Annotated in this window: 24 protein-coding genes; 18 read left to right on the top strand and 6 right to left on the bottom strand. The window is 58.0% G+C overall.

Features of this window, described 5'->3' with window-relative positions:
• The first annotated feature begins 366 nt into the window (after positions 1–366).
• From LSG25_RS13060 to LSG25_RS13095, 8 genes are all read left to right on the top strand, one after another.
• Entirely contained in the window at positions 367–1,350 is a 984-nt protein-coding gene (locus tag LSG25_RS13060; RefSeq protein WP_232741361.1) for a tripartite tricarboxylate transporter substrate binding protein, read from the top strand.
• 34 nt (positions 1,351–1,384) lie between these two features.
• Positions 1,385–2,071, top strand: coding sequence for an RraA family protein (locus LSG25_RS13065; protein WP_232741362.1), 687 nt, complete (start codon positions 1,385–1,387; stop codon positions 2,069–2,071).
• Positions 2,068–3,000 carry a hydroxyacid dehydrogenase gene (locus LSG25_RS13070; protein WP_232741363.1) on the top strand — a complete coding sequence of 311 codons (933 nt, stop codon included), beginning with the start codon at positions 2,068–2,070 and terminating at the stop codon, positions 2,998–3,000. The genes LSG25_RS13065 and LSG25_RS13070 overlap by 4 nt, the downstream gene beginning before the upstream one ends.
• Before the next feature lie 14 nt (positions 3,001–3,014).
• Positions 3,015–3,929, top strand: a complete 915-nt coding sequence (locus LSG25_RS13075; RefSeq protein WP_370635868.1) for an SMP-30/gluconolactonase/LRE family protein — start codon at positions 3,015–3,017, stop codon at positions 3,927–3,929.
• Positions 3,930–3,996: 67 nt separating this feature from the next.
• Positions 3,997–4,782: an amidohydrolase family protein gene (locus LSG25_RS13080; protein WP_232741364.1), complete on the top strand. Its 786-nt coding sequence runs from the start codon at positions 3,997–3,999 to the stop codon at positions 4,780–4,782.
• 24 nt (positions 4,783–4,806) lie between these two features.
• Positions 4,807–5,796, top strand: coding sequence for a tripartite tricarboxylate transporter substrate binding protein (locus LSG25_RS13085; RefSeq protein WP_232741365.1), 990 nt, complete (start codon positions 4,807–4,809; stop codon positions 5,794–5,796).
• Positions 5,797–5,872: 76 nt separating this feature from the next.
• Positions 5,873–6,835 (top strand): tripartite tricarboxylate transporter substrate binding protein, encoded by a 963-nt coding sequence (locus tag LSG25_RS13090; RefSeq protein WP_232741366.1) that lies wholly within the window; start codon positions 5,873–5,875, stop codon positions 6,833–6,835.
• Between the two features lie 62 nt (positions 6,836–6,897).
• Positions 6,898–7,944: an amidohydrolase gene (locus LSG25_RS13095; protein ID WP_232741367.1), complete on the top strand. Its 1,047-nt coding sequence runs from the start codon at positions 6,898–6,900 to the stop codon at positions 7,942–7,944.
• An 81-nt stretch (positions 7,945–8,025) separates the two neighbouring features.
• On the opposite strand, the gene LSG25_RS13100 is transcribed toward LSG25_RS13095, so the two are convergent.
• Positions 8,026–8,985, bottom strand: coding sequence for a tripartite tricarboxylate transporter substrate binding protein (locus LSG25_RS13100; protein ID WP_232744684.1), 960 nt, complete (start codon positions 8,983–8,985; stop codon positions 8,026–8,028).
• A gap of 129 nt (positions 8,986–9,114) precedes the next feature.
• Between LSG25_RS13100 and LSG25_RS13105 the strand changes: the two genes are divergently transcribed.
• Positions 9,115–9,903 carry an IclR family transcriptional regulator gene (locus LSG25_RS13105; RefSeq protein ID WP_370635870.1) on the top strand — a complete coding sequence of 263 codons (789 nt, stop codon included), beginning with the start codon at positions 9,115–9,117 and terminating at the stop codon, positions 9,901–9,903.
• A gap of 67 nt (positions 9,904–9,970) precedes the next feature.
• On the opposite strand, the gene LSG25_RS13110 is transcribed toward LSG25_RS13105, so the two are convergent.
• Both LSG25_RS13110 and LSG25_RS13115 read right to left on the bottom strand, forming a co-directional pair.
• Positions 9,971–10,294: a hypothetical protein gene (locus LSG25_RS13110; protein WP_232741369.1), complete on the bottom strand. Its 324-nt coding sequence runs from the start codon at positions 10,292–10,294 to the stop codon at positions 9,971–9,973.
• On the bottom strand, positions 10,291–11,658 hold the full coding sequence (locus LSG25_RS13115; RefSeq protein WP_232741370.1) for an acyclic terpene utilization AtuA family protein: 1,368 nt from the start codon (positions 11,656–11,658) through the stop codon (positions 10,291–10,293). The genes LSG25_RS13110 and LSG25_RS13115 overlap by 4 nt, the downstream gene beginning before the upstream one ends.
• Positions 11,659–11,979: 321 nt before the next feature.
• Between LSG25_RS13115 and LSG25_RS13120 the strand changes: the two genes are divergently transcribed.
• From LSG25_RS13120 to LSG25_RS13155, 8 genes are all read left to right on the top strand, one after another.
• Complete coding sequence (locus LSG25_RS13120; protein WP_232741371.1) at positions 11,980–12,945, top strand: TAXI family TRAP transporter solute-binding subunit; 966 nt, start codon at positions 11,980–11,982, stop codon at positions 12,943–12,945.
• Complete coding sequence (locus LSG25_RS13125) at positions 12,942–14,900, top strand: TRAP transporter fused permease subunit (RefSeq protein ID WP_232741372.1); 1,959 nt, start codon at positions 12,942–12,944, stop codon at positions 14,898–14,900. The genes LSG25_RS13120 and LSG25_RS13125 overlap by 4 nt, the downstream gene beginning before the upstream one ends.
• A complete protein-coding gene (locus LSG25_RS13130) occupies positions 14,897–15,397 on the top strand; it encodes a MaoC/PaaZ C-terminal domain-containing protein (protein WP_232741373.1) in 501 nt (166 codons plus the stop codon). The genes LSG25_RS13125 and LSG25_RS13130 overlap by 4 nt, the downstream gene beginning before the upstream one ends.
• Entirely contained in the window at positions 15,394–16,533 is a 1,140-nt protein-coding gene (locus LSG25_RS13135; protein ID WP_232741374.1) for an acyl-CoA dehydrogenase family protein, read from the top strand. The genes LSG25_RS13130 and LSG25_RS13135 overlap by 4 nt, the downstream gene beginning before the upstream one ends.
• 13 nt (positions 16,534–16,546) lie before the next feature.
• A complete protein-coding gene (locus LSG25_RS13140; protein ID WP_232741375.1) occupies positions 16,547–17,770 on the top strand; it encodes a CaiB/BaiF CoA-transferase family protein in 1,224 nt (407 codons plus the stop codon).
• Positions 17,767–18,540, top strand: a complete 774-nt coding sequence (locus LSG25_RS13145; RefSeq protein WP_232741376.1) for an enoyl-CoA hydratase/isomerase family protein — start codon at positions 17,767–17,769, stop codon at positions 18,538–18,540. Before LSG25_RS13140 ends, LSG25_RS13145 begins: the two co-directional genes overlap by 4 nt.
• Before the next feature lie 58 nt (positions 18,541–18,598).
• A complete protein-coding gene (locus LSG25_RS13150; RefSeq protein ID WP_232741377.1) occupies positions 18,599–19,069 on the top strand; it encodes a MaoC family dehydratase N-terminal domain-containing protein in 471 nt (156 codons plus the stop codon).
• A 76-nt stretch (positions 19,070–19,145) separates the two neighbouring features.
• Positions 19,146–19,769, top strand: coding sequence for a TetR/AcrR family transcriptional regulator (locus LSG25_RS13155; RefSeq protein ID WP_232741378.1), 624 nt, complete (start codon positions 19,146–19,148; stop codon positions 19,767–19,769).
• 165 nt (positions 19,770–19,934) lie between these two features.
• On the opposite strand, the gene LSG25_RS13160 is transcribed toward LSG25_RS13155, so the two are convergent.
• Positions 19,935–20,840: a LysR family transcriptional regulator gene (locus LSG25_RS13160; RefSeq protein WP_232741379.1), complete on the bottom strand. Its 906-nt coding sequence runs from the start codon at positions 20,838–20,840 to the stop codon at positions 19,935–19,937.
• A 110-nt stretch (positions 20,841–20,950) separates the two neighbouring features.
• Between LSG25_RS13160 and LSG25_RS13165 the strand changes: the two genes are divergently transcribed.
• Positions 20,951–22,138, top strand: a complete 1,188-nt coding sequence (locus LSG25_RS13165; protein WP_232741380.1) for an MFS transporter — start codon at positions 20,951–20,953, stop codon at positions 22,136–22,138.
• A gap of 303 nt (positions 22,139–22,441) precedes the next feature.
• Here the strand turns inward: LSG25_RS13165 and urtE are convergent, their stop codons facing one another.
• Positions 22,442–23,140: an urea ABC transporter ATP-binding subunit UrtE gene (gene urtE, locus LSG25_RS13170; RefSeq protein ID WP_232741381.1), complete on the bottom strand. Its 699-nt coding sequence runs from the start codon at positions 23,138–23,140 to the stop codon at positions 22,442–22,444.
• Between the two features lies 1 nt (position 23,141).
• A complete protein-coding gene (urtD, locus tag LSG25_RS13175; RefSeq protein WP_232744685.1) occupies positions 23,142–23,984 on the bottom strand; it encodes an urea ABC transporter ATP-binding protein UrtD in 843 nt (280 codons plus the stop codon).

Here is a 23,984-nt window from a genome sequence, read left to right on the forward strand (position 1 = left end):
GGATCGGGATGCAAGGGCGCGGCTGCTTGAGCGTCAAGGGTGTCCACAGCCCGGGGGGCTGTGGACGACGCGAGTTCCGCGACCGCCCGATCCAGGCGCCGGCCGCGGGCAGTCCTGGCGCAGCCAGGACCGGACGATGCGAGCTCCACCCCGCCTGGGCCGCCACCCCCGCGCCTTAAGAACGCCAAGGAACGCTCAAGAACACCGACACCCCCGCCATTTTAAGTACCGGCACATGTTTTAGCACCCGGTTTTAATTTCATCTGATGAAACTATGATGCGACAGACGAAATATATCGCTACTATGCGCACAACCGCTTCCTTCATTAGTGCTTACAAAAACCAGACCTTCAATCAGGAGAAGACATGAAACTGCTGGCTAAATTATCGTACGGCTTGGCCATCGCCTTGATTTCATCCACGGCCGCAACCGCGGCCACTCAAAGCTACCCCGATCACGCCATCAAGCTGATCGTTCCGTTTCCTCCCGGAGGCGGTACTGACTTGATCGCCCGCGACCTGGCCAAGACGCTCTCACAGCAGAACAAGTGGAACATCGTCGTGGAAAATCGAGCAGGCGCCGGCGGCGATATCGGCATTGCCGCCGCGGCCAAGGCAAACCCGGATGGTTACACATGGGTGCTTGGGCAAACCAGCAACCTGGCCATCAATCCCACCTTGCACTCGAACCTTCCCTACGACCCCTTCAAGAGCTTCATCCCGATCAGCCTGGTGGCGGATTCCGCCCTCGTCATGGTGGCTCCCGGCAATGCCAAGTACAGCACCGTGCCCGAATTCGTCAAAGCCGTGAACGAAGGCGCGCCCGACAGCATGAATTTCGGGCTTCCGGGCATAGGTACGGTTGCGCAGCTGACCACCGTCCTGTTCGAACGCACCACCCAGATCAAGATCACCAACGTGCCCTATAAAGGCGCATCGGACGGATTGCCGGCACTGATGGGCAACCAGATCCAGGCCTACATGTCCTCAATCCCCACCCTGCTGGGCTCGATAAAAGCCGGGCAGATCAAGGCCCTGGGCGTGACATCGAAAAGCCGGGTCAGCGTGCTCCCCGATGTACCGACAATCGATGAGTCCGGCTACAAAGGCTTCAACGCCACGACCTGGTTCGGCATTCTCGTTCCCGCCAACACCCCGAAAGACATCACCGTCATCTTGAACACCGCCATAAACAAAGCGGTCAATGATCCCGACTTCGTCAAGCGCATGGGCGCGCAAGGCGCAACGACCCTGGGCGGAACCTCGGAAGATTTTACAAACAGGCTGCGTGCCGATTACGACATGTGGGCCGACGTCATCAAGAAAGCACATATCACCCTTGCACATTAATTCAAACACCCCCTGAAACCCGGAAGCACCAACCATGAAAACGCTACCCTACATCCGCAAAGACATCGAACGCGTCGCCCCTGATCTCGTCAAGAAAGCCAGCCAATTTCAGGCCGCCATCCTGGCCGATGTAGGGGGGCGCCGCGGCACACTGGGGGGGGCAATAAAACCTTTGCATCCTTCCATGAAAGTGGCCGGACCCGCATTCACCGTCGAAGTCCGGCCCGGCGACAACTTGATGTTTCATGCGGCCCTGGCAATGGCCCAGCCTGGCGATGTCATCGTCGTAGAGGGGAAAGGCGATCTTTCGGCCGCCTTGTGCGGCACGATCATGGTTACCCAGGCACAGGCCTCTGGCCTGGCCGGCTTCGTAGTGGACGCGGCCACCCGGGACTCGGAAGAAATCGTTGCGGGCAGCTTCCCGGTATTTTCCGCTGGCACCAATCCCAATGGGCCGACCAAAGCCCTGGGCGGGCGTGTGAACTGGCCCGTGACGCTGGCCGGAACGACAGTCAACCCTGGCGACCTGATTGTCGGCGATGCCGATGGTGTGGTCGTCGTTCCCCGTGAAAACGTGGAAGAGATCCTGGTCCTGGCCCAGAAAAAAGTCGATGCCGAAGCCAGGCGGATTGCCGCCATAAAGAGCGGCGACCTGGGCGCGCCGTGGTTGCAGCAGACCCTGGTGCAGGCCGGCGTGATAAAGGAAGGCGAAGCACTATGAGCGTGGCAAAACGCGCCATTCTGGTGACCGCCGCCGATCTCGCCCCTGAAGCGCTGAATCTGCTGAAAGATTTCGAGGTAGTCTTTACCGGATTGGCCCCTCAGGAAGAAGATATCCTGGCCCTGATGAAACGGCATGACCCCGCGGGCATCATAGTCCGGTACGGGAAAATCACCGCCAGGATCATTCAAGCCGCACCATCCCTGAAAGTGATTTCCAAGCATGGCAGCGGCATCGACACCATTGACGTATCGGCCGCGCAGGCCAAAGGCATTGCCGTATGCGCCGCCACAGGAGTCAATGCACCCGCTGTGGCCGAACACGCCATTGCCCTGATACTGGCCTGCGCAAAATCCATCGCCAGAATGAATCTGCGGATGCATGCCGGACACTGGGACAAAGCCAGCCACAAAAGCGTGGAACTGGCCGGACGCACCCTGGGTCTGATCGGCTTGGGCGCCATCGGCGGCCGCGTGGCGCAAATTGCCCATGCCATGGGCATGCACGTCATCAGCCACGATCCTTACGCAAAAAAAATTCCTGATTTTGTAAAAGAAGCCGGCCTGGATGAAATCTGGCGCGACTCCGATGTCATTTCCCTGCATTGCCCCTTGACCGACGACAACAGGAACCTGGTGAACCAGGGCACGCTGGATCGGTGCAAACCCGGCGTCATTATCGTCAACACCGCTCGCGGCGGGCTGATCGATGAATGCGCGCTCCTGAACGCGGTACAAAGCGGCCATGTCTTCGCCGCGGGTCTGGACAGCTTTCAGCAGGAACCTCCTCCGGCCGACCACCCTTTCCGAGGTGCGGAAAATATCCTGTTGAGCCCGCATATCGGCGGAGTCACCCGGGACGCCTACGTGAATATGGGGCTGGCCGCCGTACGCAACCTGCTCGGCCATCTGAACCAGCGCACGACGTAGCAAAGGACATAACCGTGTTTCTACGAACCAATATCGAAATAAAGGACGCCGAGGTCTACAGCTCGATGCCCGGGCATTTCCGGCGAACGGGAATCGCATCGGAATGGGCCCATGCCAATCGCGGTGGTGTGCCCATCGACTCATTCCTCGAAGGCCCGGTCTTTGACGCCGACGGAAATTTATACGTGACCGATATTCCCTTCGGGCGCATATTCAAAATATCGCCCGACAAGGAATGGAGCCTGGTCGTCGAATACGACGGCGAGCCCAACGGCATGAAATTCCTGGGCCAGAACGAACTGATCATCGCCGACTATAAAAATGGCTTGATGAAACTGGACCTGCGCACCAAGGAAGTCGTGCCCTATCTGCCCCGCCGCAATACCGAGCGATTCAAGGGCGTCAACGACCTGATCTTCGACTCGAAAAAGAATCTGTACTTCACCGACCAGGGCCAATCGGGCATGCACGACCCAAGCGGCCGGGTATATCGGCTTCGCCCCGACGGCCAGCTCGACCTGCTCATCAGTAATATACCCAGCCCCAACGGCATCGCCCTCAGCCCGGACGAGAAAGTCCTGTACATCGCCGTGACCAGGGGAAATTGCATATGGCGTGCGCCGTTGATGGCGGACGGCAGCGTTGCCAAGGTCGGCCAGTTTTTCACGTCGTACGGGCCAAGCGGACCCGATGGATTGGCGGTCGACCAGGACGGCCACCTGATCATCGCCAATCCAGGTCTGGGGTATGTGTGGGTTTTGAACGAACTCGCCGAACCCATTGAAGTCTGGCGCAGCCCGCTGGGGAAATCACTGACCAATATCGCATTCGGCGGGCTCAACCGAAAAACGCTGTATTGCACCGAATCGGTCAGCGGATCGATATTAACCATACCAATGCGGCAACCGGGGTTGAAACTTGCCGTCTGACATTCCCTATACCTCTGGGACCTCTTTACCGAGAACTGCCATCCCGGGAGGCTCGTGCGACTGTCATATGCATCTTTACAGCCGCCATTATCCTGCCGTAGCAGGTGCACAACTGAACCCTCCGGATGCGTCAATAGACGATTACAGGAAACTGCAGCATCGCCTTGGAACGGATCGGGCAGTCATTATTACCCCATCTACCTACGGTACTAACAATCAGTCGATTCTCGATGGGCTGGCCATATTGGGCAATAGCGGGCGCGGTATCGCGGTAGTGGATCCGTCAATATCAATGAGCCACCTGGAGGACCTGCATAATGCAGGAGTGCGAGGGGTTCGCCTCAACCTATCGCTGGGTGTGACAAGCTCCATCGATATGCTGGAATTACTGGCTGAAAAGATCGGACATTTGGGATGGCATATCCAGATCCTGATGCCATCCCGGCAACTTGTCCGGCACAAGCAACGTTTGCAAGCGCTCCGCGTCCCCCTGGTGTTTGACCATATGGGACGAATCGATCCCGATCACTTCAGCGACAACGAAGCCCATAAAGCCATCCTGGACCTGATCGCTGCCCGCAAAGCCTGGGTAAAGCTGTCTGGTGCTTATATTTTGAGCCATCGCGGCCCGCCCTCTTATTCAGACATGAGAGAACTCGTTCGCACTTATACCCAAATCGGACCGGACCGGCTTGTTTGGGGTAGCGATTGGCCCCATGCCTCGGCAACGGCCGGCTTGCAACCGATTCCCGACGACGCACACCTGCTTGATCTGATGGCCGACTGGGTGAACGATGATCAGGTATTTGAACAGATTCTGGTTAATAACCCTGCGAATCTATACCAATTCTAACTATATTTCTTCAAAGGAAATCCGATGACTCCATTGGCCAAAAACATCGCGAGAATAACCTGCGCGGGCCTTGCCTTTATTTCCGCAACGACAGCCATGGCCGAGAGCACATGGCCCAAAGGCGAGCCCATTAACTACGTCGTCCCCTATCCTCCCGGAGGAACAACCGATATTCTGGGTAGAAACATCGCAAAGCTGCTCGTCGATAGTCTGGGCACCAACGTTGTCGTTGAAAACAAAGCCGGCGCAACCGGAACTATCGGTTCAGGATACGTAGCTCGAGCAAAACCGGATGGATATACGATGCTGGGCACTTCCATCGGCCCTCAATCCATAGTTCCTCATTTTTTGCACAAGCTGCCTTACGACCCCGACAAGGGATTTGAGCCTGTCATCCTCGTGGGCACGATTCCGCACGTTCTAGTCGTTAACGCCGATTCGCCCTATAAAACCCTGGCCCAGTTGATCGCGGCGGGCAAAGCCGATCCCAAGGCCCTGTCGTACGCGTCTGGCGGCGCAGGCACGGTTCTCCATATGCAGGGAGAATTGCTGAAACTGAAAACGGGAATCGGTGCAATTCACATTCCTTATAAAGGAGACACACCGGCCATACAGGATGTCATGGGCGGGCAAGTGACATTCATGTTTGCTCCCATAGCCGCCGCATTCCCTCAGATTCAGGCAGGCAGGTTGCGGGCTCTTGCCGTCACTTCGTCGGAAAGACTGGGCAATCTGAAAGACGTACCCACCATGAAAGAAGCCGGAGTTTCCGATTTTGTGATTGAGCAATGGCAAGGTATTTATGTGCCTGCCGGGACTCCTGAAAACATTGTCATGCGTCTCAATCACGCCATCAATGACATATTGAAAACTCCAAAAATGATCGACCTTGCCGACAAGTTGAAAATAACGCTGGCAGGCGGCACACCGGAAGATTTAGGCAATCGGCAACGCAACGATTTCGAGCAATGGGGAAAACTCATTGCCGCTGCCAAGATCCATCTCAACAATTAAGCAACACCCTCAAGCAAGGCAGCTTCGCTGTCAAAAAATGGCGGCGGCTCGCCCCAGAACTCAAAACACAGGAGATATGTTTGTGAAGAAGTTATTAATCGGTACCCTTCTTTCCGCAGCAATGCTGCCCTCGCTGGCATCCGCCGCATACCCGGACAGGGCCATCAGCATCGTCGTGCCCTACGCACCGGGCGGGACGGCGGATGCCTTGGCGCGAGTCATCGCACTGAACCTCGGCAAGAAACTGAACCAAAGCATTGTGGTCGAAAACAAGTCGGGGGCCAGCGGCATGATAGGCGAAGCCTACGTGGCCCGCGCCAAAGGCGATGGCTACACCGTGCTTTACGACGCGACGCCTCTGTCGATCAATCCTTTTCTGCACAAGCTGAGCTTCAATCCGGAAACGGATCTGGTGCCTCTGACCCTGGTATCGGTCACCCCCAATATCCTGGTGGTTCCAAAGAGCTCCAAGTTCAATACCGTTGCCGATGTCGTCAAGGCCGCCAAAGCCGAACCGGGCCGGCTGACCTTTACCTCGGGCGGCACGGGCACGGTGCAATACATGGCCGGAGAGCTTTTCAATCAGGGCTTTGGCCTCAAGATGCTGCATGTTCCGTTCAAAAGCGGCGGACCGGCAATCATGGCCACCGTCGCCGGACAGGTAAACATGATGTTCACCAATATCGCATCCTCTCTTGCAATGGTAAAAAGCGGGCAACTGAAAGCATTGACCATCACATCGCCCAAGCGCAACCCATTGCTGCCCAATGTGCCTACCGTGGCCGAATCCGGCCTCGATGGCTATAAAGTCTATGAATGGAATGGCATGTTCGTACCCAAGGGGACCCCCAAGGAAATCGTCGACATACTTCAAAAAAATATCAAAGAAGTGCTCAAAGAGCCCGACGTCAAGGCGAAATTCGACTCGCTGGGCGCGGACATCATCGCCTCAACCCCTGATGATTTCAAACAGTATATGAATTCGGAATCCGAAAAATGGGGCAAAGTGGTGAAGAACGCGGGTATCGTAGCGCAATGATTCTTCATCGTTGAACTTTCGCGGACAAGCAAGGAGCCGGGCCGCAAGCCCGGCTTTTATCCATGCAAAAAAAACCAAACACCCCAACTTCGCCGCATGCGCAGATCAGAACCGACTGGCTCGATAAACGCCGCGAAGACATACTCTGGCCGGATCTTCCCATCGTCGACCCGCATCATCATCTTTGGGACAGGCCGGGAGCCAAATACCTGTTTGACGAACTGCGCGAAGACATCACTTCCGGACACAATATTGTCGGCACTCTATTTGTCCAGTGCCGCAGCATGTACAAGCAAGCCGGGGACGACCATTACAAGCCGGTGGGCGAAGTCGAATTCGCCAATGGCATAGCCGCCCGGTTTGCAAGTGGGCTCTATGGAAAACAGCGGGGATGCGCCGGCATCATAGGCTGTGCCGACCTGACGTTGGGCCATGGCATACAACCGGTCCTCGAGCGCCTGATTGCCGCGGGCGGCACACGGTTGAAGGGTATACGCAACTCCACCGCCTGGCATGAGCACGAAGCCGTGCGCAGCAATCCCATACTGCCGCCTAAAAATCTCCTGATCGATCCCCGCTTTTCAGAAGGGGTGGGCTGCCTTGGAAAATATGGGCTCACACTCGATGTCTGGGCTTATCACACACAACTTCCGCTGCTGCATGACTTAGCAAAAAACCACCCTAATATCCCCATTGTCATCAATCACCTGGGCGGCCCTTTGGGTGTGGGCCCATACACCGATTGCAAAAAGGAAGTCTTCCAGGCGTGGCAAAACGACATGCGCAGGCTCGCCAGCCTGCCCAATACGTCCGTCAAGCTGGGCGGCTTCGGCCTGATGGTCATGGGACACCACTATTACAAACTGGCTACTCCCCCGTCATCCGATCTGCTTGCCGCCGAGTGGCGCCCCTATGTCGAAACACTGATAGACATGTTCGGCACAAAACGATGCATGTACGAAAGCAACTTCCCTGTCGATAAAGGAATGTTCTCGTACCACGTGCTATGGAATGCATTCAAGAAATTGAGCCTGGCGTGCTCACAGGATGAAGTTTCCGACTTGTTCCATGAAACCGCCATACGCATTTATGATCTGGACCTGTCCTGAATACGCGTGAAAATTCCAGGAAACTCCAAGCCCGGAGGGCCGTCAGCGCATGCTTAGGCCATCCGGCGCGTGACGGCGATCTCAGTTTTTAAGCCCCAGACTCTTTGCCAACTCGGTATAGGTCGCGACTTCGTTTTTTATTTCGGCGGCGAAAGCGGACCCGCACGTTGCGTCGGATTCGAGACCAAGGGATTTCAGGCTCTTCCGGGCAGCGGGGTCCGCCTGAAACGCCTTGACATAGTCCGTCAAAACCGCAATGGCGTTTTGGGGTGTCCCCGCTGGGGCCAACAAACCGTACCAGGCATCAGCGGAATAGCCTTTTATTCCTTCCTCTTCAAACGTAGGGACGTCAGGCAGGGACTGCAGGCGCCGGCTGGAGGCAACCGCCAGTATTTTCATTCTTCCGGAACCGACCTGTGAAAGCACGGAAGCCAGTGTTGCGAACGACATGTCCACTTGCCCGCCCATCAAGGCATTGATGGCGGGAGCGGCTCCGTTGTAGGGAATATGATTGAAATGAACGCCCGCTATCTTTTCGAACAAAGCCGTCGCAAAATGCCCGGAACTCCCGACACCCGCCGACGCGGCCGAGAATTTCCCGGGACTCTTTCTTACCTTTGCCAGAAAATCATTCAGGCCGGTAACGGGAAACGACGGCCCCACCACCAGCACAGTTGGGCTTTTGGCAAACGTGCAAATCGGTATGAAGGATTTCTCGACATCGAACTTTATCCGGTTCCCATACAAAGCCGGAATCATCGTATGGTTGGTCGCCGCCCCCAACAAGGTATAGCCGTCGGGCTTGGCCTGACTAACGTATTGAGTGGCAATCGTCGAGTTGGCGCCGGGCTTGTTTTCAACGATGAAATTCTTGCCGGTCCGGGTGCCCGCGAAATTCGCAAAAGCGCGATTCACCACATCGCTGGGGCCGCCGGCGCTGAATCCGACAACAATCTTTACCGGCTGAGCCGGGTACTCCTCCGCTCTGGCCTGTGTGGCCGCAGCCACGCTCAGTATCGACAACACCATGCCATAAAGCATTTTCTTCACTTTTCACTCCTTGGGGATACACGATTTTTGTGACGCGAACGTGGCAACACGACTGCCCTTCTATTTTTTCGTTATTGACTATAAAATCAAATTTCACACAATACAACTGAGTTTCTCCTGATGAAATCAAGTGTGTTCAACAAAACGCAGCCTGCCTTGAAATCCACGCCTGACGACAAGCCGGATGCAACAGGTGTCATTGCCGTCACCAGGGCCATCAGCCTGCTCGAGTCATTCGGCGTTCAAGACGAATACCTGTCGCTGGCCGAACTGAGCCGGCGCAGCGGATTACACAAAACCACCGTGCTGCGCATAGCGCGAACACTGGCCACCCACCAGTATCTGGTCTACAGGGACGATGGCGCATGGCGCCTGGGGCCCGCGGCGGGTTGGCTGGGCGCCCGATACCAGGCCTCTTTCGATGTCACGGCATCGGTCGAACCCGTGCTGCAGGAACTGTCGAAGCTATCCGGCGAGAGCTCGACTTTCTTTGTGCGCGAAGGCAATACCCGAACCTGTTTGTATCGGGTGGAAGGGCCGCAAGCAATCCGTTTCCATATTCGGGTAGGGCAAGTCCTGCCCCTGGAGAAAGGCTCGCCTGGCAAAGTGATTCTTGCCTTTACCGGCACCCCGGGGCACGAATTCGACGGCATCAGACGCAAGGGCTACTACATTTCCATAGGAGAACGGGATGCCGATGTAGCCAGCGTTTCAGCTCCCGTATATGGGGTGAACTGGCAACTGCTCGGCGCCATCAGCATCTCCGGCCCCACCAGCCGACTGACAAAAAAGAAGCTCGAAGCGTTTGTGGAAACGCTTGTCAGCAAAGCCAATCAATTGTCCATCACGCTAGGGGGAAAACGAGGAGCCAACCTGTCAGGGCTGAAGGAAAGCCGCTGGCATCCTTGACCAAAATAAAACTGGCCGGATAGAAAGTATCGCCGGCCGCCGCATCCGGCTCATCATACATATCGATTTATTCCGGCAGCGGCTCTTGCACCGCCAGCCGCAAAACGGCATAACCCAGCGACTTGGCGGTCTGGTCGAAACGCAAGGTGCAGGTGGCCCCGCCTCCCAGGCCTTGCTCGAGCAGTACCAGGCAGCCGTCGATATTCGGCATGGGATAAACATGCGCCTGTCCTTTCAGCCAATTGCCGAACAAATCGCGCAAACGCTCTGGAGTCACCGTGGCAAGTACGGTTTCGTAGAACTCGGGACGCTTCGCAAGTACACCGATCGACACGTTATCACCCTTGTCCCCGGCACGCACATAGGCGATTTCTTCGAGCAGACGGCTCATGATTCGATGATCTCCATATGGTGGGACACCAGTTCCCGGTCTATCAGCGTCGGCCATAAGCTGATGGCCGGGCGCGGTTTGAAAGGCGCGCCGAAAGACGTCCCGCCAGGCCCCATGATCCAGAGATGCGAGCAGGCGCGGCGTACTTTTTCGGCTTCATCGCGAGTCCGCGTCCGTACCGCGACACGCAGGCCGATTTCATTGCTGTTGTCGTCCTGGGGCCAGGGTGCGGCCGGGCCATGCAAGGTATTGACGCCTATGTATGAGAACTCGATGGCATCGGCCACCAGCCCCATCCGCTCGAAACGTTCGCGCAGGGTTGTTTCAGCCTTGCGGGCGCGGTCCAGGGCGCGGGGCCATGGGAACATCATCAGGCCTTCGCCGATCCAGCCATCCGAATAGCCAATCAGCAATTTGTATTGGGATGGCCGCCCCGTCCCCCTGCTGCCACTGACCTTGACGCGATCGGCGCCCAGCTCCGCGACGCGCGGCGAAGTCATGTCCGCCACACCGTCGGGCACGGCATAGCGCCGGGGATCGCCGATTTCATAGACCAGATGCTCTTTTACAGTGAACTGATCGACACGCCCTCCGGTACCCGCGAGCTTGGTGAAAATAGCGCTTCCGTCGGCTGCGAATTCGATAATGGGAAAGCCGGCGCGGCCCATATGCGGCATTTCATCGAAACGCGACGACATGCCGCCGGTGCAGCCTGCGGCGCACTCGGCTATATGGCCAGCCACGATGGCCGCGGCAACCAGATCAGGATCGTCGTAACCCTTGCCGAGACGCTGCAGGATCGGCCCCACGAACAGGGCGGAATCGGCAACCCGGCCCGTTACAACGATATCGGCGTCGGCGGCAAGCGCATCGATGATGCCTTCGGAACCGGCATACACATTGGCGCAGAGAATACGCGAACGTATCGTCGACAGATCGGCAGCGCCGGTCGCTGAATTAACGAACGGCACGCCATCCGCGATCAACTCGTCGAGGCGATCCATCAGATCGTCGCCCGACACCACGCCAATGCGGGTGCCGCGCAGCCCGCGCTGCGCCAGCGCATCTGCAATGGCGCGGCCGGCGGCCGCGGGATTGGCTCCGCCGCCATTTGAAACCAGGCATGTGCCCTGCTCGCGCGCCTGTGTGGCAAGATTGCTCATAAAGGGCACTACATCACTTACATAGCCCAATTCCGGCGCACGCGATTTCTGCCTATGCAGAATGGCCATGGTCAGCTCGGCCAAAAAATCGAAACACAGGAAATCAAGATTGGCCGATGCCACCAGCTCCGCGGCCGGATCGTATGCATCGCCCCAGAATCCGCCACCGCAGCCCAGCCGTATGGTTGTTGAGCCTTTCATTTTTGTCTGCCTATAAATAAACCGACTAATTGGTCGGTTTAAATTCTGCCACAAAGCCTGCGGCAGATGCAAGCCTAGAAATAATTTTTATGAGCAATATGAAGGCTTATCCTTTGTTTTACCTATGAAAATCGATATCTTTCATAAAATCTTGACAAGTGTTTTCCACACTTGACGACAGGAAAAAAGCATTTATAATTTTTTAACCGACCGAATAGTCGGTTTTTTAGACGAAACATTTCATGCATCCTGAGCCGTTGTCTATCGCAACGCACTGCAACTGCTCTGGCCCTGTGCCCACCGCATTCTCCGGAGTAAGAAATGAAATCCCTGTCCAAACCTCCCCATAATTTTTCGCTCATTTTCGGTATGGCAACGCTCGTACTGGGCAGCCTTGCCTACGCGGCCCCAAAAACCAGTCTGACACTGGGATCGACCAATATCACATCCAGCCATTTCGTTGTCTCGGATGCCATGGCAAAGGCCATAACCGCCGGCATCCCAGGCGCGCATGTGTCGCACATCGAAACCGGCGCCAGCGTGGACAACATCCGGCGGCTGACCAAGGGCGAACTCGACCTGGGCCTGGTGGCCACCGATGCGGCAATCGAGGCGATCAATGGCACTGGCGTCTTCAAAGGCAAAGCCGTACCCGATCTGGTGGCCCTTTATGCCTATGACGTGTCGACGCTGAATGTGGCCGTGACGCAAGATTCCAAAGTCACAGACCTGGGGCAATTGCAAGGCAAGAAGTTCAACCCCGGCATTCGCGGCAGCGGCGCCGAGCAGTTGACCCGCCAGGTATTCACCACGCTGGGCATTGAGCCGAACCTGGTGCCCGGCACTGTAAAAGATGCGGTGGAGGGAGTCCAGAACCGCCAATTGGTCGGCTATTCCAAATATGGCCCAGGCCATGGCGTGGACGCTACATTACGCGAACTCATCGTCACGACCCCGATGCGGCTACTATCGTTTACCGCAGCGCAACAGGAAAAAATAAGCAGTCACATCAAAGGAGTCGGGTTCACAAAAATCGTCAATGTGATGGAGGGCCAGCCGCCCGTCAATACACCGTCGGTGCTGATCGTATATGCGACACGGACCGCCCTGATGGACGACGACACCGCCTATGCGATTGCCAAATCGATTTATGACAATCGCGCCATGCTGATACAGGCCTGGCCCCATCTGAAAGACTTCGACTTCAAAGCGCAGGCTCTGGCCGCTGAAAAGGTAGGCATCAAGCTGCACCCGGGCGCCAAAAGGTTCTGGGAGTCGCTCAAATGATCGAATCCGCCCGTGAACCGACCCCGCGAAACGCTGAATCGATCGCGTTCGCCCTATGCTGCGCCGCATTCACGCTGTTTCACATCTACACGTCGTTCGCGGGCTCATATAACCCCCTGATCCAACGCGGCATATTCATTGGCGGCGCAATGACCCTGGCCTGGTGGTCCCTGGCTTTGCGCATCCAGCGGCTATCGCCGCTCAAGGGTCTTCTGTGGTTGCTGGCCCTCTTGAGCCTGGCGACCACGCTGCATGTCATGATAGGCCATGAGCGCTTCATGGATGTGATGAACGACCTTACCAGCGTCGATCTCCTGATGGCCAGCGTCGCTATTGTCATTCTCATTATGGCCACCCAGCGCCTACTGGGATGGGCATTGCCCATCATGACTGTACTGGGACTGATCTATTTCCTGTGGGGCAATGCGATCCTGAGCGGCCTATGGCAGCCGCCCCGGGTCTCCGCTGAAACCGCCCTGGGCATGTTGTATGCGTCGACGGGCGGCATGTTCGGATTCATGGCTGATATCGGTACCAGCGTCATAGCCATCTACGTGATCTTGGGCGCATTGCTGATGGCCACAGGGGCCGGCGAAGTATTCGTGCAACTTGCCAATCGCGTGGCCGGCCGTGGCCACGGCGGGGCCGCCAAAGTCGCCGTTGTAACCTCCGGCCTGTTCGGAACCGTGTCGGGCTCGGCCGTGGCAAATGTGATGGCTGTTGGATCGGTGACCATCCCGACCATGCGGCGCGCCGGCTACCCGAAAGCCTTTGCCGCGGGCGTGGAGGCCAGCGCTTCGGCGGGCGGCCAGATCATGCCGCCAATCATGGGCGCAGGCGCCTTCTTGATGGCTCAATTACTGAACATTCCCTATATAGAAGTCGCCAAGGCGGCGATCCTGCCGGCGATTCTCTACTTCTCGCTGATCTTTGTCAGCGTCGATCTATTCGCGCGCAAGAACCGGCTTTCGGCCACGCCCATTCCACGCGCCGTGATTTCATGGGAAAAGGCAACGCCCCTGGCCGGCGCCATATTCGCGATGATTTATCTGTTGGCTACCAATTACACAGCGACGTTCGCGGGTGCGATGGCGACACTGACGTTGATTGTCCTGGCATTGTTCTGCCGATTGATCGCCACGGCCTTGCGCGAGGGCGCCGGCGGCTTGCCACGAGCGTTGACCAGCATGATACGCGACGTGGCGATAGGCGCGGTCGACGGCGGCAAAGGCCTGATCATGATTTCGGTACTGCTTGGATGCGCGGGAATTCTGACGGCCATCATAGGCGCCACCGGGCTGGGCACCAAAGTTTCCGGCGAATTGCTGGCAATTGCCGGTGACCGATTGCTGATTGCCCTGGTGATAAGCGCGGTCCTATGCATGCTTTTGGGGATGGACGTGCCCACCACCGCTTCGTATGTGCTGACCGCCTCGGTAGCCGCTCCTTTGCTGACCAAGCTTGGGCTGCCTCCGCTTACCGCGCACTTGTTCATTTTCTATTTCGCCATTCTGTCGGCTATTACCCCGCCTGTTTGCGCCAGCGTCTTCGCCGCGGCCGCGATCGCCGGAGAGTCCTTTTGGCGTGTCGCGCGCTATGCCCTGTTGATAGCCGGAGGGGTGTACTTCCTCCCTTTCATGATGGTGTATAGGCCGGGGCTGCTGATGGCTGGATCCTTGCTCGATATCGCTTACGCGACCCTCATCACGGCGGTCGCCATGTTCTGCCTGGCAAGCGCCTCGATCGGCTACCTGTGGCATTCGCTTTCGATGCCCGCTCGATTGCTTATAGCTCTTATCGGTTTTCTGTATTTCATACCCGGGCTAGTCTATGACGCCAGCGCCACAGTGCTGCTGATCGGCTTCATTCTTGTCCAGCGCAACAACTCGCGGCGCATCGCTTCCGACTCAACGCCAGTTCAGGCGCTGCGACCGAACTCTGGAGACCTCTCATGATCGACGCCCCTTACGGCGACTTGCAACTCGGCCAGAAACGCGCGTCGCGCGGCCGCACCATCACTGAATCGGATGTGGTCAATTTCTGCATGCTGACGGGAAACTGGCTTGAATTGCACAGCAATGTGGAGTTCGCCAAGAATACGCTCTATGGCGAACGGCTGGTGCAGGGCGGCCTGGTGTTTGTCATTGCCAACGCCTTGATCGGCTTCGATCCGGAACTGATCGAAGCCTTCTACGGCGTGGACAATATGCGCTTCGTCAAGCCTACGTTCATCAACGATACGATTTACGCCCAATCCGAAATCATTGCCCTGCGCGATAAGGGTGAACAACACGGCGTAGCCACGGTGCTGCTTCAGGCAACCAACCAGCGCCGCGAAATTATTCTGAGCTGTGAATTCAGCCTGCTGGTACGGCGCGACCGCCTGGCAGCGGTGCCCGAACCAGTTGCATATGCCTACAGCGCCAATACGAAAGCAAGGGAAGCCTCATGAATTTTCTGAACCACGAACAAACACTGTGGAAAGACCAAGTCGATCGGCTGATGGAGCGCGAGATAGGCCGGGAATACATCCGTAACTGCGACATCAACCGTGAATATCCTTATAAGGGCTACGAGGCTATCGTCAAGCAGGATTGGCTGCGCCTGCTGATACCTGAAGACCACGGCGGCATGGGAGGTACCATCTTCGACTATGCATTGCTGTGCGAAGGCTTGTCCAAATATGGGTTCGATTTCGCCACGGCTTTCATGGTGTCGACCTTCACCGCCATGAATATCGTCAAATTCGGCACGGACGAGCAAAAGGAAAAATACCTCGAGCCTTTCATGCGCGGCGAAATTCGCTTTTCGATATCGATTTCCGAGCCGCAAGCCGGATCCGACGCGGCCAGCACGCGCACCCGAGCCATAGCCGACGGAGAAAACTATATACTGCGAGGCCAAAAGCTATGGTGCAGCGGCGCCGCCGCCAAGAATGTGGTAATTGCCATGCTGGTGCGCAGCGACCCCGCGGCCAAGAAACGCGAAGGCTTGTCGGTATTCCTGGTTCCCAACGACACTCCCGGACTCGATATCCGACGCTTGCCAACCATGGCGCGCCGGGCCACGGGCACCACAGAAATCTTTGTCGACGACGTCAAGGCGGAACGATCGCAGATGCTGGGCACGCCGGGCCAGGGTTGGCCCATCATCACCGATCACCTTGAACTGGAGCGGATTGCCGTTTCAGCGGGCTATGTGGGCAACGCCCAGCAAGCCGTCGACGACGCGCTGCGCTATGCCCATGAACGTATCCAATTCGAGAAACAGATCTTCGACTTTCAGGTAATCCGCCACATGCTGGCCGATATGCAAACCAAGGTCGATGCCGCGCGGCTGCTGGTATATCGCGCCGCCGACATGGCGGTCCGCGGCGAAAATTACTCACGGGAAGTCAGCATGGCCAAGCTTTTTGCATCGGAAACGCTGCAGGAAGTCACGCGCTGCGGCATGCAGATCTATGGCGGCCACGGCATGCTGCCCGAATCCGATATGGAGCGCTATTTCCGCGAAGGCATGCAATCCACGATCGGCGGCGGCACCTCGCAGATACAGCGCGCCATCATTGCCAAATCCATGCGGATCTAGGGAGTACCACACCATGACGGGACCCCTTTCTGGAGTGAGGGTACTGGACCTCAGCCGCATCCTGGCCGGCCCGTGGTCGACACAGACACTGGCCGATCTGGGTGCCGACGTAATCAAGGTGGAGCGCCCCGGCGAGGGCGACGATACCCGCAAGTTCGGACCGCCATGGATCCTTGACCGCGAAAGCGGCAAGCCGATCGACGCCGCTTACTTCGCGGGATGCAATCGCGGCAAGCGCTCGATTACCGTCGATTTCACCCAGACGGAGGGTCAGGCGCTGCTGCACAGGCTGGCAGAAATATCCGACATCGTCGTGGAAAACTACAAGGTCGGGGGGCTGGCCAAATACGGGCTCGACTATGCCAAACTGAGCGCCATCAATCCTCGCCTGATCTATTGTTCAATTACCGGCTTCGGCCAGACCGGCCCGTATCGCAATCGGCCAGGCTACGATTTCCTTATTCAGGGCATGGGCGGCCTGATGAGCATCACAGGCGAACGCGACGATCAGCCAGGCGGCGGCCCCCAAAAGGCCGGTGTCGCCCTGGCCGATATCGTCACAGGCCTGTATGCCACCAGCGCGATCCTGGCGGCCCTGCATAGCCGCCATCAAAGCGGACAAGGCCAGCACCTTGATATATCCCTTTTCGACTCGCAAGTGGCCGTGCTGCATAACCAGGGCATGAATTGGCTGATTGGGGGAACCGTGCCCAAACGCTCGGGCAACGGTCACCCCAATATCACGCCTTACCAAGTCTTCGCTACCCGGGACGGGCATATCATTCTTGCCGTGGGCAACGACGAACAATTCCTACGATTCTGCGCCGTTGCCGATCGGGCCGATATTGCGCGGGACCTGCGCTTTCGCACCATCGCGGACCGCAACGCCCATCGCGATATCCTGCTGCCGATATTGGCCGAAGTCATGCGCAGCCGTCACAGCGATGACTGGATAGAAGCGCTCGAACACAATAACGTGCCCTGCGGCCCCATCAACAGCATAGACAAGGTTTTCGCCGATCCGCAGGTGCGGTCGCGCGGCATGCGCCTTGACCTGCCGCATGCCCGCGCCGGCCATGTGCCGTCGATCGCCAGCCCAATGCGTTTTTCGCAGACACCCATCGAATATTCGCTTGCTCCTCCCATGCTGGGTGAGCATACCGGCGAAGTGCTCGCCGACCTGCTGGACATTGGTGCCGAAGAAGCCGCGAAACTGCGTGCCCAGGGAACGATATGAACGACATACTCTACGAAGTCCGTGATGGGACTGCACTGATCACCTTGAATCGCCCCGCCCAACGAAACGCCTTATCCATCGCGGCATCGGAAAGGCTATACGACCTATGGGGTGAGATCGACCAAGACAAGACTGTTAAGGCTGCCGTGATTACTGCGTCCGAATGCGGCGTATTCTGTGCCGGCATGGACTTGAAAGATGCGGCGCGAGTGCAGCGAGAACATGGAACCGATATTCTCCAGGCCCTGCGCGACCCTTTTTTCGAGCGCATGCGCAACGTGGCCAAGCCCCTGATTGCCGCGCTCAATGGACACTTCACGGCTGGCGGCATGGTGCTGGCCGCTAATTGCGACCTGCGTGTCGGCAAGGCGGGCAGCCACGCCGGCATAGCCGAGGCCAGAGTGGGCCGCGGCTCTCCCTGGGCAGTGCCAATGCTGTGGCAGATGCCGCAAGCCATACTCATGGAAATGGTCCTGACCGGGGCCATGCAGCCGACCGAGCGGCTTCACGAGATTGGTTTTCTCAATTATCTCGAGCCCGACAGTGCCGCAGTGCTGGCGCGCGCCATCGAGCTGGCCAGGCTGATCCGCGACAACGCCCCCTTGTCGGTGCTGGCCGCCAAGCGCAGCCTCAATGACGCGCTAAGCCTGGGCTGCGATGCCGGATTCGAGCATGCCAAGGAACTTCACCGGCCAGTCTATGCCAGCGCCGATGCACGCGAAGGCCCGCTGGCCTTCATTGAAAAACGCCGCCCTCAATGGCAGGAATAAAGCTTGCGCACCCCTGCGCGCCTCTATCGCAAGACTTGCACAGATCAGGAGAAAATATATGGACCAAGACACGGTATTGCTCGGCCAGGGCTATTACTATGAGCAGTTGCCGGTTGGATTCCGCTTCCGGACCATGGCACGCACCATCACCGAAACCGATCTGGTGACCTTCATCAACCTCATCTGGTTTACCGAAGACGTGTTCGTCAATACTCATTCCACCGCCGGCCGGGCCTTGCAAGGCAGGGTGGTTCCGGGCGCGCTGCTGTACTCCTTCGCCGAAGGACTGGTGGCCCCCAGCGTACAGTTCACTGGCCTGGCATTCCTGGGCATGGAACTGGACATCAAGGCACCCACCGTCGTGGGCGACACGATACATGTCGAGGCAGAAATCATAGAATCGCGCCCCGCCTCGCAGGGCCCCCGAGGCCTGGTGCGCAGCCGCAATGCAGTCGTCAACCAGCATGGCGAAACCGTATTGATTTACACGCCGCTACGGCTGGTGCAGAGCATCGACATGGCCGCCTGAAAATGCCTGCAAGAGGCGCGTTAAGATACCGGAATCATCAGCAATATCTGTATTACCAGGTCGAAAGGATCCGCAAATGGCGAGCAAGACAGCCGCAAAAAAAAGAATGACCGCACCCGTGCATCGTACCGCCCGCAAGGATGAAATCCTCGAAGTCGCGGCACGCCTGTTTGCCGATGAAGGCTATAAGGCGGTCTCGTTGCTGGATATCGCCGAAGCGGTCGGCTTGTCCAAAACCACTCTTTATCATTACTTCGATCGTAAAGAAGAAATCCTGGGCACCATTGTGGTTTCGACGGTGCGCCAATTGAGCGAGCATGTCGACGCGGCCGTCGCCCGCCATACCGAGCCGCAGGACAGGCTTATCGCTTTCATGGAAGCCCAGGCCGAATTCTTTGAAACGCACCAGGCCTTCTTCCAGGTCCTGCTGACCCGCTTTGCAAACCTGAAAGAACCTAACATGCGAGACGTGGCCATCGAATGGCGGGTCAATTATGAAAACACGATTCGCAATATAGTGCGCGACGGCATCGCCGCCGGCCTATTCCAGGCCCGCAGCCCGAATGCGGTTGTGCGCGCGGTCATTTCGTCGGTGTACTGGATGGCGCGCTGGTATCAGCCTGGCGGCAAACAATCGAGCCACGACATCGCACGCGAATACGCGGACATCATATTGTTCGGCATCGTCGTGCCACGCTGACCTTCGCTACGCCCCGACTAAACCGGCAAATGCCTGCGCGCATCCTCTCCATCAATTTGCACTTTTTCGCCACGGGCCACGACTACGCAGCATGAGGGCGGGCAAAGAACTCGCCCCTACAGAACCCGCCTATTGACTTACAAGACGGTCTCTACGGGATCCGGTCTAATCGAACTTGACTCTTTCCACCAGAAAATCCAGGAAAGCACGGACGCGTGCCGGCAGGTACCCTCCTTGCCCAAGAAATACAGCGTGGATCTCTTCGCTATCGCCCGGGTTGCAGTTTTCCAATACAGGCTGAAGCCGCCCGGCGGCAATATCGTCGCGCACCTGGAAATGCGCAAGGCGAGCCAGCCCGACCCCCGCCACAGCCAGGTGCCGCAGGGCATCCCCGTCGCTGATCTGGACCGTGCCCATGGTCGCCACGCTGATGCTGCGCCCTTTATCGATCAAAGGCCAGCCCTCGATCGTTCGCGCATAATTGAACCCCAGGCAATTGTGGCGCTCGAGATCGACCGGATTTTCCGGCACCCCGCAGCGCTCCAGATACGAGGGCGCGGCGACAATCATTTTTCGCGTTTCCCCCAGCTTGCGAGCCAGCAGGCGTGAACTCTTCAACGGCCCCGCACGAACCGCCACATCCGTGCGTTGCTCGAGGATATCGATCACCTCATCGGTCAGCACAATATCGAGCGTAACGTCGGGGTGCAGGGCCAGGAACTCGGGTACCAGCGGCAACAGGAAATGCCGGCCGAACGGCACATTGGCATTGATGCACAGCCTTCCCCGCGGCGCCCCGTTCGTGGCCGCGCCGCGCTCGGCCTCATCGAGATCCGCCAGCACCCGAACGCTGCGCTCGTAGAAAACGCAGCCTTCCGGGGTCAATTGCACCCGCCGTGTCGAACGGTTGACCAGCCTGGCACCCAACCGGCCTTCCAGGCGCCCTACCAGTTTGCTGATTGCCGAGGGCGTCATGCGCAGGGCTCTCGCCGCCGCAGAAAAGCTTCCCTGTTCGACGACCCGAACGAAAACCTCCATTTCCCCCGATCGATTGATATCCAGGCGTGCCATGTTGAAATGAACTCACAAGTGTTTTTCCTGTAATCAGTCTACCCTAAAAAGTGATTTGAATTCATCATTGCATATCAAATAGCAATTGAATTCACAGGATACGAATTTTCATGCCACTCGCTTTATACGCACTCACTGTCGGCGCTTTCGGTATCGGCGTTACCGAATTTGTCATCATGGGGCTGCTGCTGGAAGTCGGAAACGATTTCGGCGTAACCATACAGGCGGCCGGCCTGCTTATATCCGGCTATGCGCTGGGGGTCGTGGCCGGCGCTCCCCTGTTGACGGCCATGACGGCCCGCTGGCCGCGTAAAACCGTGCTATTGGGGCTCATGCTGATCTTCACCCTGGGCAATGCAGCCTGCGCGCTGGCCCCGAGCTACGGCTTCCTGATGGCCGCCCGCGTCCTTACCGCATTTGCGCACGGCACCTTCTTCGGGGTCGGCTCAGTCGTCGCCACCAGCCTCGTGGCCCCCGGCAAGCGCGCATCGGCCATTGCCGTCATGTTCACCGGCCTGACCGTGGCCAATATCCTGGGTGTGCCCTTCGGAACCTGGCTCGGCCAAGCCTTCGGCTGGCGCGCCACTTTCTGGGCCGTGACTGGCATAGGGCTGGCCGCCCTGATTATCATCGGCCTGTTCATCCCCCGGGATGCGGCAAGCCCGCAGGCGAGCGATTGGCGATCCGATCTGAAAGCCCTGGCCCGCCTCCCTGTACTGCTGGGACTGTCGACCACCGTGCTGGGCTATGCGGGCGTCTTTACCGTGTTCACCTACATCGCGCCGCTTCTGACGCGTGTCAGCGGATTCGACGAGACTTCCGTATCGCCTATTCTGCTGGTCTTTGGCGCAGGCCTGATCGTCGGGAACCTGCTGGGCGGCAAGCTGGCCGACCGCTACCTGATTCCCACCGTACTTAGCAGCCTGGTCGCCCTGGCGGCCGTACTGGGACTGATGCCGTTCGCCATGCACAACAAGGCATTGGCCATCATCTTTGTCGGCCTGCTGGGCGCCTCGGCCTTCGCGACAGTATCTCCCCTGCAAATGTGGGTACTGGAAAAGGCACAGGGCGCAGGCCAGAGCCTGGCATCGAGCTTCAATATCGCCGCATTCAATCTGGGCAACGCCCTGGGCGCCTGGATGGGCGGCATGGTCATCGCACACGGCCCCGGCCTGAATGCCATTGCCTGGGTCGCGGCCATCGCCCCCCTCTGCGCGGTTGGGCTGGCCCTCATCGCCATCCGGCACGAACGCGCCAGGCCGGCGAGAAGCCCGGCCTGCGCTCCATCCAATGCATGAACGACATCGCCCACGTTGAAAAACAACAGCAAAAGACCAGGAATCTTCGATGAATATCTTCCCCAGAAAAGCAAGCCGCCGGGCGACCGGAACCCTGCACATCGCGACAGCACTATTAGCCGTCATCATCACCCGGGCCACTGGCGCGCAAGCCGCGCAAACTACATCCTGGATCGGAACCTGGGCCGCCACCCCCGCGCCTTAAGAACTCATACCATGCCGGCATCTAGCAGCGGTCATTGACCCGCCACCTCCGCTCCTTAAGAAACAAGCACAGGCCAGCCACAAAGCCCCCCTTAAGGCTCAAACCGACAAATGCCTGCGCACATCCTCTCCATCAATTTGCGTTTTATCGCCACTGGCCACGACTTCGCCGCGTGACAGCACCATGAACTGATCGGCCAGCTCGCGCGCAAAATCGAAATACTGCTCGCAAAGCAAAATACCCATATCGCCGCGCTCGCGCAACAGGCGTATCACCTTCGCAATATCCTTGATGATCGAAGGCTGGATCCCCTCGGTCGGTTCGTCCAGAATGATCAGCTTCGGTTCCGCCACCAGGGCCCGCGCGATGGCCAGTTGCTGCTGCTGTCCCCCCGACAAATCACCGCCACGGCGGGCCAACATCGACTTCAGCACCGGAAACAGCTCGAAAACCTCACCCTTGATGCGGCGCGCCGCCGAGGCCGGCTTGCTCGCCATCCCCATCAGAATGTTTTCCTCAACCGTCAACCGCGCAAAAATATCCCGCCCCTGCGGCACATAGGCAATGCCGCGCGCGGCACGCTGATGCGGCGTCAGGCGTGTAATATCGCCGCCATCGAACACAATGCTGCCCGATGCAAGCGGCAGCACACCCATCAGGCATTTGAGCAGCGTGGTTTTCCCCACGCCATTGCGGCCCAGAAGCGCCAGGCACTCGCCCTTCCTCAATGACAGCGACACGCCGCGCAACGCATGACTGCCGCCGTAGTATTGATTGATTTCCCGAACGTCCAGCATCTCAGCGCCCCAGGTAGACTTCAATAACGCGCTGGTCGGCCTGAACCTGCGCCATGGTACCTTCCGCCAGAACCGATCCTTCATGCAGCACCGTCACTTTTCCGGCCCCCGCGATGCTCGCCACAAAGTCCATATCGTGCTCCACCACCATCAAGGAATGACGGCCGCGCAGCTCGTTCAGCAACTCGCCGGTACGTTCGGTCTCGGCATCGGTCATGCCCGCAACCGGCTCGTCCAGCAACAGCAATTGCGGCTCCTGCATCAGCAGCATGCCGATCTCCAGCCACTGCTTCTGCCCATGAGACAGCAGGCCGGCGGGTCGCCACACTTCCTGCCCCAGGCGAATCAACTCCAGGGTCGAGCCAATGGCATCGGCCTGTTCGCCGCTCAATCTCGAAAACAATGTCGGCTTGACCCGTTTGTCGGTTTTCATGGCCAGTTCCAGATTCTCGAATACCGTGTGATTCTCGAACACCGTGGGCCGCTGGAATTTCCGGCCTATGCCGGCATGTGCGATCTCGGCCTCGCTGAATTTTGTCAGATCGATGTTTTGCCCGAAAAAGGCCGTGCCGGCCGTGGGCCGGGTCTTGCCGGTAATGACATCCATCATGGTGGTCTTGCCCGCGCCGTTCGGACCGATAATGCAGCGCAATTCGCCTACGCTGATATCCAGGCTGAGATTGTTCAAGGCCTTGAAACCATCGAAGCTGACCGTGATGTCATCCAGATAGAGAATGGCGCCATGGCGGGTGTCGACGTCCGCCGAAGCAACCCGGCCGTACGAGGCTTCGCCGCCCGCCTCGCCATCAAGCACCGCACCGGCTTGTGGCCGAGCCCCCGACAT

The organism is Paralcaligenes sp. KSB-10, from assembly GCF_021266465.1.
Lineage (GTDB): Bacteria > Pseudomonadota > Gammaproteobacteria > Burkholderiales > Burkholderiaceae_B.